This is a genomic window from Pelosinus sp. IPA-1, from assembly GCF_030269905.1.
GTDB lineage: Bacteria > Bacillota > Negativicutes > DSM-13327 > DSM-13327 > Pelosinus.
The window spans coordinates 42,073-56,942 of the sequence record NZ_BSVC01000007.1 but is presented as its reverse complement, the minus strand read 5'-3'; the positions used below and the strand labels follow the sequence as shown (position 1 = coordinate 56,942).

Here is a 14,870-nt window from a genome sequence, read left to right as displayed (position 1 = left end):
TTATCCCTCCTTGACAGCATCAATCATGGTCTTGATTAATTTTAATGAAGTCGATGTACTTAGTCCACAAGCAGGGGAAATAATATCCACCCCATCCTTAACTAAACGACGAGTCTGGCTAGCCACCTTTTCAGTTGTTCCAAATTGCAATAGATAGGTACTCACATTCCCCATAGTCGTAAGCCCAGGAATATAGGCTTTGAGTTCTCGCAAGTTAACAACCGCATCCGTACTAATCGCATCCGCTCTAATTTCAGATATAAGAGAACGTACAGTGTTCATATTGCCACAAATATGAAGCAATATAGGAATATTTTTTTCATGCACGGCATCAACAATGCGGTTAATATAAGGAATGGCAAATTCTCGAAACATATTAGGCCCTAAGATTTCACCCGTAGCTGTCGGATCACTAATGGAAATAATTGTAGCGCCATTTGCAATCATTTGCTTAGCAAAACCAATTAATAGATCAGTAACATAATCTAATACCCTGTGGCAATCTTTTGGTTTTTTTCGAAATTCTTTCAATAAGGACACTGGATCTACGAGGGAAGCCGCCGTACTAACAGGTCCAGTCAAGTTACCAATAATAGGTACATCAGGATAACGTTTGGCTAGAATCCCCACAGCTTCCACCACTGTTCCAACGCGTCCACTACCCAACATTTCATTGACATCCCGCATTATGACTTCACTAGCAGTCAGAAAAACTTCTTTAGTAATTTTAGGCTCACAGGCTAATGTACCATAAGTGACTTCACTCCCCAAAATTTCAGCTTCAACTGTCATACAGAACGGGATTCCAATATTCTCAAACCCAGTTTGTTCATAAATGGCAGCAGCAAGGTCAGCCATTAATTGCGGATCACTGTGAGCTTCTGGCAAGGTATGGCCTGAATTGTTCATAATCTCAACAGTAGCTGCGTTCATCATTCCCCCTGTACATATCACTGGTGGACGATCTACTTTATCTCCCCTTAGTACTGTAAGCAATCGTTCCTTAGGATTTATCACATTAAATCATCTCCTCTTTTAATTTATTTGCACATATGAATAAGAAAATATAAAAAAAGGCTAAAGAAACGGTCTATGCCGTATCTCTAGCCTTCAGTTCTTTGATCAGCTTTAACTCTATAATTTTGCTGTAATTATATTATTTTTTACCATTCCTGTCAATCGTTAACAATGCCTTTTCGATTCGATGTAATGCTTCTAGCAATACACTTCGTTGCGTCGCAAGATTAATGCGAGCAAATCCTTCCCCTTGAGTGCCGAAATTTGCACCAGAATTCAAACCAACTTTTGCTATATGCACAAGGAAATGCTCTAACTCTTTTGCATTTGTGAAATAGGCTCGAAAATCCAGCCATGCCAAATAAGTCCCCTCTGGCTTATTTACTTTAACTCCAGGTAGTCTTGTTTGGACAAAATCAACTAAAGCATCCGCATTTTTTTCTAAATAGGAAAGTAGCGCATCTAGCCATGCATCACCTTCTTGATAAGCAACTTCCGTGGCAAGTACACCAAAGAGATTATTGCGGTTAATATGCAACCTATGCATCCACCTTTCAATCAGAGCACGTCGGCGCTGGCAAGGGATAATGATAAAAGAAGAGTTGAGCCCTGCGATATTGAAGGTTTTGCTAGCGGCCATAAAAGTGACACTTTGTTTACAAACAGGCGTGCCAAGAGAAGCAAATACAGTATGCTTATGCCCAGAAAATACTAAATCATTATGTATTTCATCAGACAAGACATCCACCTTGTATTTTTGACATAGTTCATAAACTTTTCTCAGTTCTTCTTCCGTCCACACACGTCCAACCGGATTATGTGGGCTGCATAATAACAGTAACTTATTTTTCGGGTTAGAAAGTTTTACTTCTAAATCTTCAAAATCAATTTCATAACGACCATCTTTTAAAAGAAGAGGATTTAGAACTATTTCTCGCTCATTATCTTTGATCGTGGTGAAAAACGGTGGATATACAGGAGGTTGAATGATAATACCATCACCAGGCTCTGATAGGGCAAGAATGGAAAGAGCAATGGAGGGAACAACCCCAGGAGCAAGCAAAATCCAGTCCCTTTCAATTTCCCATCCATGACGAACCTTAACCCAATCGACGATAGACTGATAGAGTGATGGTTCTTGTGTATTATACCCATATATGGGATGACTAGCACGCTCATTTATTTTTGTAATCACTGCTTCAGGCGGCGGAAAATCCATATCAGCAACCCATAGAGGCAATACGTCTTCACTGCCAAACACTTTTGCTAAGGAATCCCATTTAGAACACCCTGTAGCATGACGAGGTATTATTTGATCAAAGTTAAATGTTGTATTTTCTTTTGTCATTGTACGATATCCTCACTTATTTTTTGTAGTAAATAACTTTAAAACAGGTCAATTTCTTTTAGTCCTTCTTCTGCCGTAGGCGATTATAATAAGAATGTGCTGTATACAATGCTGCCACAGGATTGTGTCCTGTAACTCGATCTTTAGTAACCAGAGTGGTCACTAGTGCATCTGAGTATTTTGTAAACAAGGAATCATGCCCAACACATAATCCAACCACTACGTTCAAATCTGTTTTCTGGTAATTCAGGATGCGAGCTTGTAAGATAGGGTTACACATAGATTCATGAGTACCTGGTCTTATTTTATGTTCTTCTAGTATTCCAATTTCCGCCTTATCCACTGAACCCACTTTGCAAATAGCGCTATAAGATTCTAAACCTTTAGCCTTTAAAATCTCCGCAAAAATTTTAGCTTCTTCAATCAATCCAGCACAAGTAGCAATACCAATTTTTTTCGCATCAATACGATTCGCAAATTCAATAATTTCCTCTACTCTAGTTAGCTTTCCATAAAATAAGCCTTCTACTTGAGCCGATGCTCTAGCTACGACAGCGTCCTGTTCATCCCCTTGCAAATGAAGCTTAATTTCTTCAATATCATCCGCAATAGAATGTCCTTCATTATCTTTTGTAGTTAAACAAAACCCCGGAAATTGTTTACTTCTGTTTCTACAATTGTAAATACTGCAATCTGTACAACTTAAGTGATTCAACTCTTCCTCTTTACTCATTATAATGCCTCCAATTAATTACTGTTATTTATCATAAGAAAGGACTTGGCCTGTGCCAAGTCCCTGGACGCAGGCAGAAGACTTAGCCGTTCTTACTTGGAATCAGAAAGTGTTATACTTTCTGATTCCGCAAAAAAAGCCGAAAATGTATAAAACATTTTCAGCCTTCAGTTTCTCTGATCAACCAAAATAATAAACCTTTATTTATATTGTCCAGCTAATTACATTCTAATTGCAGCTAAAGGCTGAAATCAAAAAATTTTATTCTTAATCTATCATATTAGCAGTTTACTGTCAAGTTATATAATATCATTTTATTAACGGAATTTAAACTTCTCCACGGTATAATCGCTTGTAAAGTTAAAGGACTAGTTAGTGTCATTCTAGCGATTGCTATAGTAGATTTGACCATCTTTGTACAACGCCTGATTATCATCTGGACTAGGCCAGCTATGATTATGTCTATGCCAACCAAATCTATAATTATGCCTATGATTATGCCTATGCCAGCCATCTCTATCATTAAATCTAGTGTCAAATCTATTGCCATTGTTATACCTAGTATCATAGTGAGAACCGTTGTTATCTCTGGTATCATAACTAGCACTAGTATTCCTGTTATCATACCTAGTATGATAGGTAACGTTATTGTTATTCCGAGTATCGTATCGAGTGTCATAATGAGAGCTGTTATTATTTCTAGTATCATACCTAGCACCATAGTTAGAATGACTGGTAACTACTGTTTGTTGCTGTATAGGATGAGAATTTGCAGGATTTTCTGCAGCAAAGGTAGTTGCAGGAATTGCTGCTCCTGCTCCTGTTAGTATAGCAGCACCTGCTAAAGCTGCAGCATAGTGTTTATATTTACGACGAAGCATTTTTCTTTTCGATAATTTTCTTTCCATACATATCCTACCTCCTTTTTTTTTAGTTTTCCATAAACTCACCTCGAGCATCCGTGGAAAATTAACCTACATAAATTGAATTAAGTTTTTCTAAATTGACAGCAGTCTTTGTAACAGATCGTAACCTTGCTAAATAAGAAATTAGTTTTAAAATTGTTTTTACATTAAGAAATAGGCTGCCTCAAATAAAAATAAAATTTCTATTTTGGGGCAGCCCATTTTTATTGCTATATATGACAACTATATATTTTTATTATTTCTAAGTTGGACAATAGTGTCCAAAAGCAATTTTATTGCTTTTCTAGGACTTGTAGCAACAACAAAATAGCAATCCTTTGGCGTTTTAAGTAATAAAAAAGGCTTCGTAAATGCTTACGAAGCCTTGAATTTACTGGTGGAGATGAGCGGGATCGAACCGCTGACCTTCTGAATGCCATTCAGACGCGCTCCCAACTGCGCTACACCCCCACACGATCAATTGTGTCATCAGCAATGCTAACATTCCTGCCGACATGAATTATATTATCACAGATAGTTACATAATGTCAATAAGATACATAAGATATTTCTTCTAATTACAAACACTTATCATCCAAAATGCCTATCAATTGGACAATTTCCGGTTTGGAAACTTGACCATCTGCGCCAATAGCTTCACCCTTGCGACGCATTTCTTCATTAATTAAAGAAGAGAAAATCACTACAGGTAATTTTGCCAATGCTCTATCTTCACGAACTCTTTTCAGCAGGTGATGACCATCCATTTGCGGCATTTCAATATCGGTAATAAGCATATGTACATTTTCTTCAATAGGTGATCCTGATTCAGCTAATGCGTACAAAGCATCCCAAGCCTCTTTACCATTATTATAGGCAGTTACATTCAGATAACCTGACTCATGAAGGGTTTCAACTAATAAATCTCTTAGCATTTTAGAGTCTTCCGCTATGAATATTTTTTTAGTTTTGCGCTGTTCTTTTGCAGCATCTGTACTTTCAGGTAATGTAGTTAACTTAATGTTAATCTGAGGATTAATCTCAGCAACAATCTTTTCAAAATCTAGGAGTATAACTATTTTTTCTCCCATCTTAATGATACCAACAACCATATCAGAGTTAGTAACATTCGGAGGTGGTTCCATAACTGACCAGGACACTCTATGGATACGGGATACCTCATTTACTAAAAATCCGATAAAATAATTATTTAATTCACTTACAATAATATTCTTAGTATTTGATTCTGAATTCTCAGCTCCTAAACAGCGAGGCAAATTAACAAGGGGCATTACCCTTCCACGCAATGTAAAGATACCATCAACGTAAGGGTGAGAATTTGGCATTTCGGTAATAGGAACTAAATTAATAACTTCTCGAACCTTTGCTACATTAATTCCATAATTGACCTTGCCAACTGTAAATTCTACAATTTCAAATTCATTTGTACCCGTCTCTAATAAAATTCCCTTTTTAGCATTTGCAGCATCGCTCATAGAAACGCCTCCAATTTTTTATACTGACTCACCGCAACGAACTTGCGACTGCCTATATTTTTTAATTATCTCTTAATCCTTAATTTTCTCGAAAAAACCAATAATTCCTTCTTTACAAAAGGTCATTTTGACAAAATTACGCTAAAAAGAAAGATTATTGTCACTTTTATTGACAATAATCTTATTTAAGACCTATTCCTCTGTATTATCTAATTCTCGAAGATATGTCCATCCTTCTCTCTGCTCTACATATCCTGTTCTAATTAGATTACCCAGGGCTCTTTTAAAGGCCGATTTACTAATATGAAACCTTTCCTTAATGATTTCAGGCGAAGTAGCATCACTATATGGCATTTTACCATTACGAGAATGCAAGAGGGAAAGAATCGCATCGGCATCTGCACTAATCGCTTCGTGCTTTAAAGGACGCATGGAAACATTGATCCGTCCGTCTTCTCGAATATGCGTAATACGCGCCGTAATCTCATCTCCTACATTGGGTCTCGTTGTAATTTCACTTTTATGCATAAATGCAATATAACGTTCTTTTGTAAAGAGGAAGGCACCTTCTTCATTGTAGTTGTAAACTGAACCTGTTACCATATCACCAATTTTAGCCTCTGTTGCTGGAACAGATGCAATTCTAAGTTCATCTTCTACTTCCATACTAACCGCAGGTCGTCCTGATTTATCGATATAGAGTTTCACCCATACTTTATCACCGCGCTTTAGATTACCGCGCATGCCAGCAAAAGGCATAAATACACCACGTTCGGCACCAATATCGACAAAAGCTCCATCACGAGTGGTATTAATTACAGTAACACGAGCTACTTGTCCTACTTGCATCTTAGGCAACTTCAGACTAGCAGTAAGCCGGCCCTTAGGATCAAGATACAAATAGACAGGAATTTCATCCCCAACCGCTACTGTTTCTGTTCCTTGCTGTTGTTTATGCAACAAAATATCATCGTTTGTATTACCCGTTCCAGCGTCTAGAAATACGCCAAATTCACTTGCTCTAACTACTTTAAGTGTTACTACACTACCAGGAGTTAGTTTACTTGTATTTTCTATTTCCATTCTAACTACCACCTATACCAACAGTATTTCGCCACATTAGGCTAAAACTGTCAGCAATTTATTCATTTTCATTTAATTGGTCTTGCGTCAATTCACCACTCCGTGCATTACCCCACAGACGCTCCAAATTATAATATTCCCGCTCTTCTTCCAAAAATACGTGGGCAATGCAAGTACCAAAGTCTAATAAGATCCAACGTCCTTGACGATGCCCTTCTTTGTGTAACATATTTATCCCTTGTTTTTTTAATTCATCTTCAATATTATCAGCAATAGCCTGAACCTGGATCGTTGATTTCGCACTGCAAACTACATAAGAATCAGTAACAGAAGAAACCCCACCCACGTCAAGAATTACAACATCTGTAGCTTTTTTATCCTCGGCAGCCACCACAATCTTTTCTGCTAAGGTCTTAGTTGTGTCACTCATAAAATCCTCCTATTTTTCAAATAAATTATCATCTTTATTATTGTCCCCATTTTTTAATTGGGATTTACCGAAGTAGAAAATATTCCACTCATTTTAGCATCTTCATTAACAAACATACGGTCTACCAGTTGTTTTGTCTGTTCTTGATTATGACTCCAAAAACTGATGCCATCAATTGTAGCGAAGTTTCCTGGCAGCATGTCCGCGTGCAAATCGCCAGTCTTATATGATTTAAGAACGTTTGCCAGTTTTATCATTTTGAAGGTAGTTATATCTGTTGTTACATATTGCCCCATAGTATGTAGTAAGGTAGGTACTTTTAAAATTGTACTAGCGTGCATTGTCCTTTCCATCATAGCTTTTAAAAAACGCTGCTGGCGCTGCACACGACCAATATCACCTAATTCATCACTACGAAATCTAACGTACTGTCCTGCCTTATTACCATCTAAATGTTGGTACCCTTTTTTAAGATGAATTGCTAAATTGGCATAAGGATCTTCATAATTCATGTCAGCTTCCACATAAAGATCAACCCCGCCTAGTATATCAACCACTTTTATAAAGGCCTGCCAATCAATGACCACATAATAATGGACGGGCACTTGCAATAGTTGCTCAACCGTAGTAATGGCCAAGGAGGAGCCCCCATAGAAAAAAGCATGGGTAATTTTTTCTGCACCCTTATGCCCAGGAATCGTAACTCGAGTGTCCCGGGGAATGGATAATAGATTTACAGTTCCATTTTCCTGATTGACACTGGCTAAAATCATAGTATCAGATCGTTGTGGCGCATCAGGGTGCTCATTATCACCTTCGTCAACACCCATTAGCAATATATTGATGTATTTACCAGTGACCTCTGGCTTTTTGCGGGTTTCAACATTGCTACTGGCAACGGGTACAGAAGAAAATCTTTGGTAAGCATATACTGCGGCCCAAGATAAAGATACCAAAAAGGCTACTAATATAAACAATAGCAAGTACAATCTTTTCCAACGTATTTTGCGACGCTGAGGACGCAGCTCTGACATGCGTTTTCCTCCTCTCTAGAGCATAACCTAAAGAATTTCTAAATAGTGCATAACATTTTCAGGAACTCAATCTATATTAAGTCTTCTTTATCAGTAGTTCATTCCGTGCTTCAATTGTAGCTGGATGCAGTAGTCCGCCACGTTTTAAAATATACTGTATGCTTTGATCCAATGTCATTAGTAATGCCTTGTCCAAATCGATGCGAGCTATCGCTCTAAGTTCTTCCAAATCTTCATACTGACGACCTGGCTCAATGGCATCTGCCACATAAATAATTTTATCTAACAAAGACATGTGAAGTCCGCCAATCGTATGCAAACAAATCGCTTGAAAAATTTCCGCATCATTAATACAAAAATCAGACTGAGCTAACTTCGCAGCAATAAAAGCATGTAACAGAATTGGCTCTGCTCTTTCTATATCACTCATTACTATACCAAAGGCCTCAGCTCTTGACAAGAGTTCATCCACTGGTATCTCCCGCGCTACATCATGCAAAAGCCCTGCTACCCTAGCCTTGCCTTTGTCACAGCCGAATATTCCAGCTAATTCTTCCGCTGTTTCACTTACACCAATTGAGTGCTGCAATCTTTTTGGCGTTAAGATTTTTGATAATTGGGCTATCATCTGTTCATAATCCATTTTTTCACCACAGTATTTTTATATTTAGAACCATTCTTTCCCCAAACAACTAATTATATGTAATATAGTAAAATTCGTCAAATTATATCATTTTCCTGCTAACAAAAAAATAAAAGCCTTCATCAGAAGGCTTATTTGTTACTTATTGTTCTCGTGGTCTGGCCTCATTGACTACCAGTTGTCTTCCTCCAAATTCACTACCATTCATCATAGAAACCATTTTTTCAGCATCATTGTCATCTACTTCTACAAATCCAAAGCCTCTAGAGCGACCTGTTTCTTTATCGGTAATTATACGACTGGAGACTACATTACCATGTTCTCGAAAAGCATCTGCTAAATCGCTATCATTCGTTGACCAGGGCAGGTTGCCCACATAGAGTGTTTTTGACATTTGGAAATTCACCTTTCTTTTGCTAATTTATAAAGATCTTTCTACTAACATTATGGTACGAATGGCTAGTATTTATGCCTAACTTTATTTGCCAAAAGAAAGGATAGTCTCCACTACTTACCTTACTAAAATCTTTTATATAAATTTTCTTTTATAATATAGTTTTCTACGCTTTCAGGGACGATATATTTAATAGATCTCCCTTGACGTACTCGTTCACGTATATCCGTCGAAGATATTTCTAGTTCTGGAGTCTCTAATGAGTGAATACGCTGACACCCCTTCACGCCAAAATGCTTAATAATATCTTCTAATGTATAACTACACCCTGGACGGGTAGCTGCAATAAAATGACACACCTCCAAAAGCCGATCCACGTCTTTCCACGTTGACAACTCCTGAACTGCATCAGAGCCGGTAATAAAATAAAACTCTGTGTTATTTCCATATTGTTCAATTAATTCCAATACCGTATCAATGGTATAGGAAAGCCCTGCTCTCTCTAGCTCGATGGGCGATACAAAAAAGTGAGGATTGGAATAAGTAGCCATTACAGCCATCATGTAGCGATGCATTGCCGTTTCCACTTGAAAATGTTGTTTGTGAGGTGGATTGGCTGCAGGAATAAACAGAACCCTCTCAAGATCATATTCAACACGTACAGCTTCCGCTATAACCAAGTGCCCCGTATGAATAGGGTCAAAGGTACCACCCATTATACCGATCTTACGTTTCGTGTCTGCCATAAAGATTCTCCTATGATACATTTAGTTTGTATCATTATATCATACCCTATGGGGTATGATTATTTTTTTCTGGATTAACTAGGGTTACATGTTAAATAATGTATTAATTAAGATGCGAATTCCGATCATCACTGCTGCCATAATCAAAATTGCTCGAATATAATCCAAACAATCATGTCTTCCCTTATCTGTTTTTAAATACTGTACTAACGAATAAAAATATCCCATACCTTTCTCCTCATATATCTAAGATAAAAATATACTTCCACATGCTGCCATTTTTTATTCATAACGCAATGCATCAATTGGATCCAATAATGCAGCTTTTCTTGCAGGATATATGCCAAAAAACAACCCAATGGCTACTGAAAATCCAAAAGCCATCAAAATTGACTCAGCAGAAATAGAAGTATTCCAGCCAGCAACTGCCGAAATGCCATATGCTGCGCTAATACCCAAACCAATGCCAATCAGACCACCTGTTACACCAATCACAATGGCTTCTATAAGAAACTGCAATAGAATATTATGATACGTAGCTCCTAACGCCTTACGAATTCCGATTTCTCTCGTACGCTCTGTAACAGATACTAGCATAATATTCATAATACCAATCCCACCTACTAACAGCGAGATTGCCGCAATATTCCCTAAAAGCAATGTAATGGTACGAGTCGTTTCTTCCGCCGTAGCCATTACTGCAGCTAAATTACGTACCGTAAAATTATCCGGGATATCTTTTGCTAACTTGTGCCGTGAACGTAATAAGGTTGTTATATCATCCTGCACTTGATTAATCACGTCTGGAGTTGCAGCCTGTACGCTTATGGTTTGCACGTAACTAATCCCCATCATACGTTCTTGTGCTGTTGTAAGAGGAATCACGACAACATCATCTTGATCCATACCACCAGCTGACTGTCCTTTCCCCTCAAAGACACCAATCACAACGAAGGGGGCCGAATTAATACGAACCGTCTGGCCAACTGGATAAATTTCACCAAATAGATTGTCTGCCGTAGTTTTTCCGAGGACGACAACTCTCATCCTCGTATCTAAATCTTGGTTGCTAAAAAAATGTCCTCTTTCAACATTAAAATTACGAACACTTACAAACTCGGGCGTTGTCCCTTGCACTGTTGTCATCCAGTTTTTGTTGCCATACACTAATTGGTATTGTTTGCTAACACTAGGGGCTACGCCACTGACTCCTGCAATTTGCCGGCCAATGGCCACAGCGTCTTTATTGGTAAGGGTAGTACTAGAACCAGCTGCTAGTTTTACGCCAGAAGGTGATGTAGCACCAGGAGTAACAATAATGAGATTACTCCCTAAACCGGCAATCGAACTTTGTACTTTTTCTCTAACGCCCATACCAATTGACACCATTGCAATTACAGCCCCCACCCCTATGATAATCCCTAACATAGTCAATATGGAACGCAGCTTGTTCGCTCTTAACCCTTCTAACGCTATCATAATGCTCTCAAAGAACATAATATCACCTCCTTATCGTCGCTCATCACTGACAATCAGACCATCGCGGAAATAAACCACACGCCTTGTATAGGTAGCAATTTCTGGCTCATGCGTAACCAAAACAATGGTCCGCCCTTCCTGATTAAGACTCGTAAAAATATCCATTATTTCATCCCCAGACTTGCTATCAAGATTACCTGTGGGTTCATCTGCCATGATAATGGTAGGATTATTCACTAAAGCCCGAGCAATGGCTACACGTTGGCGCTGTCCCCCGGATAACTCATTCGGGCGATGCTGCATACGATCTTTTAAACCTACCATTCCCAAGGCTTGTGCTGACAGCGCATCCCTTTCCTCTTTTGTTACTCCTGCATAAACAAGAGGCAAGGCCACATTTTGTTGTGCTGACATGCGAGGCAGCAAATTAAAATTTTGAAAAACAAAACCGATTTTCTTGTTCCTAGTAATAGCTAATTCATCATCGTTTAAAGTAGCAACTTCTTCACCATCTAGTATGTAAGAACCACTAGTAGGCCTATCTAGACACCCTAAAATATTCATTAAGGTAGACTTTCCTGATCCTGAAGGTCCCATAACGGCAGTAAATTCTCCCGCAAGAATTTCTAATGAAACTCCCGCCAAGGCTGCAACCCGATTATCCCCCATTTGATATATTTTGCTTACTTTGGAAAGTACAATACTCATTTCATCCTCTCCCTTAGCGACCTAATGCACTGCGCATTGTACTAGAACCTTTAGCAGCATCCGATGCTTGCGGCATTCCTTTAGCCTGTGGCAATAAAATTTGATCAGTATCTGTTAAACCACTAAGAACTTCTACCTTCTCATCCCCTGATAGGCCAATTGTAATATTGATATTTTCTACTTTACCATTAACCATAGTCTGGACATAAGACTGTCCTTTGTTTTCTTTAATCGCGGCAAGAGGCACCAGAATTGTATTTTTGCTTTCCCCAACATGAATTGATACTCTAGCAGTCATAGTTGGTTTTAACATAGTTCCAGCTCCCTCTACGTCAATTGTTACGTTATAATACACTACGTTTTGCTGAATATTCGCCTTCTGCGAAACATTAGAAACGATACCATTAAATATTTTCCCAGTATAAGCATCAACCGAAAAATCAACTTTTTGTCCTATTGAAATTTTTCCGATATCTGATTCATCCACTTGGGCTTCAATTTGCATTTTTGACAAATCAGCTACACTCATCAGTACCATTGGAGTGGAAATACCAGGGGCTACCGTTTGACCTGCTGGAATAGGCTTACCAATAATAACACCGTCAATCGGTGCTTTGATGACAGTGTCATCTAATTGTGACACTGCGTCATCATAAGTCGCCTGTGCCACACTATAATCCATACTGGCAGCATCTAATTGCTGGTTAGAAACAGCACCAATACGATTTAGCTGCTGATTTCGCTCATAATTCGCTGCTGTATTAGCCAATTTCGCTTTCGACTGGGAAACTTGTGCCATAAGCCTTTTATCATCTAATAAGATTAATATTTGCCCTGCTTTTACCTGCTCATTCTCGTTCACCCTGACTTCTTTTATTAGTCCAGTTATCTTCGAACTAACATCCACCATATTTACAGGTTTAATCGTGCCCGTTGCTGACACGAGTGATACAACATCACCTCGTTCTACTGATACAAGTTGTCCTGTCATTACTGGTTTGTTTTTGTCTGCATACATAGCTATTCCAAATTTCCCTGCCACAGCTACTATCAGCACTAATAATATTACTTTTTTATATCGATACACTTTTTTCCATAATTTACTACTCTCCATGAGGCACCTCCATAAAATACATCCAAATATTACAATTCTATTGTATGTTGTTTCGATTGCACGGTCAATTAGCCTTCTATGAAAAGCCCTCAGGAAAGCCTTTAATCCCATTAACCAATGCCTTGTGTTTTGCATACCATATAATAGTAAAAGTTCTTTTAAAAGATTTAAAAGGAGGGGCTTATAAATGAATTCTAATTGCGATCGTTTCAGACCTGGCCAAAGAAATAACGGAACGGGAATTATCGTCATTGTTATAATCATTTTATTGTTTTGCTTCATAGGTTGCGATGATGAGTCGTCTTGTACCTTCTTCTAAAAAAGCTCACGAAATTAACCCCATGTTATGAATATCATATTATTTTTTACATAAACCGCCTCCTTATTGGGACTGCGGTTTATTCTTTCCAGCAGATTTTTTACTTCTACCTCGCTGAATTATCATGCTTTTACAGTGTAAAGGACTATTAATAGAAGAGATGCAGCATCTGTTAATATCCTGATTAATAAACCAGGTAGGTGAATGATTTTGATGACAATCAGTTTATGCCTTATTGTGAAAAATGAGGAACAAACCATAGCTCGTTGCCTTGAATCGGTTAAATCTGGCGTCGAGGAAATTATTGTGGTAGACACGGGATCAACTGATAAAACAAAAGCAATTGCATTAACCTTTACAGACAAAGTATATGATTTTAAATGGATCGATAACTTTGCCGCGGCACGTAACTTTGCCTTTAGCCATGCCTCGCAGGATTACATTCTCTGGCTTGATGCAGATGATGTACTACTTAAGGATGATTTACAAAAACTGTTATTCCTAAAACAAAATTTCGATTCTCGTGTAGACTCTTATACCATGAACTATAATCTATCTTTTGATGAAAGTGGAAACGTGGTTACAAGTCTACGCAGAAACAGACTAGTCAAACGATCAAGAAACTTTGAATGGATCGGTGCCGTGCATGAGTATCTTGAAGTTGGCGGATTTATTATGAATAGCGATGTAAGTGTGACTCACAAAAAGGAACGACATGATACTTACGACCGTAACCTAACTATCTACGAAAACCGTCTTAGTAAGGGTGAAACCTTTTCCCCTAGGGATCTGTATTACTATGCCAATGAACTAAATGACCATAGAATGTATGAAAAAGCTGCTGAATATTATCAAAAGTTTTTGGATACTGAATTGGGTTGGGTAGAAGACAACATCGCTGCATGCGGAAAATTAGCAGATTGTTTCAACGCACTTGGAGATGAACAAAACAATTTGAAATTTATCTATAAATCCTTCGAATATGATACCCCACGAGCAGAATACTGCTGCCGCTTGGGGTACCATTTCTTGAGCGTAAAAAAATACTCCCAAGCTATATTTTGGTATAAACTTGCGACAGAATTAGAAAAACCAAAACAACACATCGCTCTCTTGAACAATGCTTGCTGGACGTGGCTACCTCACCTTCAATTATGTGTTTGCTATTCCAATATTGGTGAAGTGGATTTAGCCTACAAACATAACAAAATAGCAGAATCCTATGCTCCCAATAATCCTAGCGTTCTTTTTAATAAAGATTATTTTGAAAAATTATTAAAGGGATCCTCATAAGAAAGTCTGAAACTGCTTCTCATCTAGCAGGGGAGCAACTATGATTTTGTGTCAAGACATACTATTTATGTCACACCATTATCACCATTCTCATACGATACTATAGAAACAGATTTTTAAAAGGTGGC

At 38.1% G+C, this 14,870-nt stretch carries 16 protein-coding genes and 1 tRNA gene; 1 reads left to right on the top strand and 16 read right to left on the bottom strand.

Annotated features, from left to right (window positions below; translation table 11 throughout):
* The 16 genes from QSJ81_RS17345 to QSJ81_RS17270 form a co-directional block, all read right to left on the bottom strand.
* Complete coding sequence (locus QSJ81_RS17345) at window positions 1–1,017, bottom strand: MtaA/CmuA family methyltransferase (RefSeq protein ID WP_285718607.1); 1,017 nt, start codon at window positions 1,015–1,017, stop codon at window positions 1–3.
* Window positions 1,018–1,156: 139 nt separating this feature from the next.
* Window positions 1,157–2,365: a MalY/PatB family protein gene (locus QSJ81_RS17340; protein WP_285718606.1), complete on the bottom strand. Its 1,209-nt coding sequence runs from the start codon at window positions 2,363–2,365 to the stop codon at window positions 1,157–1,159.
* A gap of 58 nt (window positions 2,366–2,423) precedes the next feature.
* On the bottom strand, window positions 2,424–3,098 hold the full coding sequence (locus QSJ81_RS17335; protein ID WP_285718605.1) for a DUF1847 domain-containing protein: 675 nt from the start codon (window positions 3,096–3,098) through the stop codon (window positions 2,424–2,426).
* 383 nt (window positions 3,099–3,481) lie between these two features.
* Window positions 3,482–4,006, bottom strand: coding sequence for a hypothetical protein (locus QSJ81_RS17330; RefSeq protein WP_285718604.1), 525 nt, complete (start codon window positions 4,004–4,006; stop codon window positions 3,482–3,484).
* Window positions 4,007–4,398: 392 nt separating this feature from the next.
* A tRNA-Ala gene (locus tag QSJ81_RS17325) sits at window positions 4,399–4,474 on the bottom strand.
* Window positions 4,475–4,581: 107 nt separating this feature from the next.
* Window positions 4,582–5,499: a chemotaxis protein gene (locus QSJ81_RS17320; protein ID WP_285718603.1), complete on the bottom strand. Its 918-nt coding sequence runs from the start codon at window positions 5,497–5,499 to the stop codon at window positions 4,582–4,584.
* 192 nt (window positions 5,500–5,691) lie between these two features.
* Complete coding sequence (locus tag QSJ81_RS17315) at window positions 5,692–6,576, bottom strand: CvfB family protein (RefSeq protein ID WP_285718878.1); 885 nt, start codon at window positions 6,574–6,576, stop codon at window positions 5,692–5,694.
* A 64-nt stretch (window positions 6,577–6,640) separates the two neighbouring features.
* Window positions 6,641–7,012, bottom strand: a complete 372-nt coding sequence (rsfS, locus tag QSJ81_RS17310) for a ribosome silencing factor (RefSeq protein ID WP_285718602.1) — start codon at window positions 7,010–7,012, stop codon at window positions 6,641–6,643.
* Window positions 7,013–7,065: 53 nt separating this feature from the next.
* Entirely contained in the window at window positions 7,066–8,046 is a 981-nt protein-coding gene (locus tag QSJ81_RS17305; RefSeq protein WP_285718601.1) for an LCP family protein, read from the bottom strand.
* 76 nt (window positions 8,047–8,122) lie between these two features.
* Window positions 8,123–8,689 carry a bis(5'-nucleosyl)-tetraphosphatase (symmetrical) YqeK gene (gene yqeK / locus QSJ81_RS17300; RefSeq protein ID WP_285718600.1) on the bottom strand — a complete coding sequence of 189 codons (567 nt, stop codon included), beginning with the start codon at window positions 8,687–8,689 and terminating at the stop codon, window positions 8,123–8,125.
* A 142-nt stretch (window positions 8,690–8,831) separates the two neighbouring features.
* A complete protein-coding gene (gene rbp / locus QSJ81_RS17295; protein WP_038671890.1) occupies window positions 8,832–9,083 on the bottom strand; it encodes an RNA-binding regulator in 252 nt (83 codons plus the stop codon).
* A gap of 125 nt (window positions 9,084–9,208) precedes the next feature.
* On the bottom strand, window positions 9,209–9,829 hold the full coding sequence (gene nadD, locus QSJ81_RS17290; RefSeq protein ID WP_285718599.1) for a nicotinate-nucleotide adenylyltransferase: 621 nt from the start codon (window positions 9,827–9,829) through the stop codon (window positions 9,209–9,211).
* Window positions 9,830–9,913: 84 nt separating this feature from the next.
* Window positions 9,914–10,057 carry a hypothetical protein gene (locus QSJ81_RS17285; RefSeq protein ID WP_285718598.1) on the bottom strand — a complete coding sequence of 48 codons (144 nt, stop codon included), beginning with the start codon at window positions 10,055–10,057 and terminating at the stop codon, window positions 9,914–9,916.
* A 54-nt stretch (window positions 10,058–10,111) separates the two neighbouring features.
* Window positions 10,112–11,326: an ABC transporter permease gene (locus tag QSJ81_RS17280; protein WP_285718597.1), complete on the bottom strand. Its 1,215-nt coding sequence runs from the start codon at window positions 11,324–11,326 to the stop codon at window positions 10,112–10,114.
* Window positions 11,327–11,338: 12 nt separating this feature from the next.
* Window positions 11,339–12,016 (bottom strand): ABC transporter ATP-binding protein, encoded by a 678-nt coding sequence (locus tag QSJ81_RS17275; RefSeq protein ID WP_285718596.1) that lies wholly within the window; start codon window positions 12,014–12,016, stop codon window positions 11,339–11,341.
* A gap of 13 nt (window positions 12,017–12,029) precedes the next feature.
* Window positions 12,030–13,130 carry an efflux RND transporter periplasmic adaptor subunit gene (locus tag QSJ81_RS17270; RefSeq protein WP_285718595.1) on the bottom strand — a complete coding sequence of 367 codons (1,101 nt, stop codon included), beginning with the start codon at window positions 13,128–13,130 and terminating at the stop codon, window positions 12,030–12,032.
* A gap of 532 nt (window positions 13,131–13,662) precedes the next feature.
* Between QSJ81_RS17270 and QSJ81_RS17265 the strand changes: the two genes are divergently transcribed.
* Entirely contained in the window at window positions 13,663–14,742 is a 1,080-nt protein-coding gene (locus QSJ81_RS17265) for a tetratricopeptide repeat-containing glycosyltransferase family 2 protein (RefSeq protein ID WP_285718877.1), read from the top strand.
* Window positions 14,743–14,870: the final 128 nt, after the last annotated feature.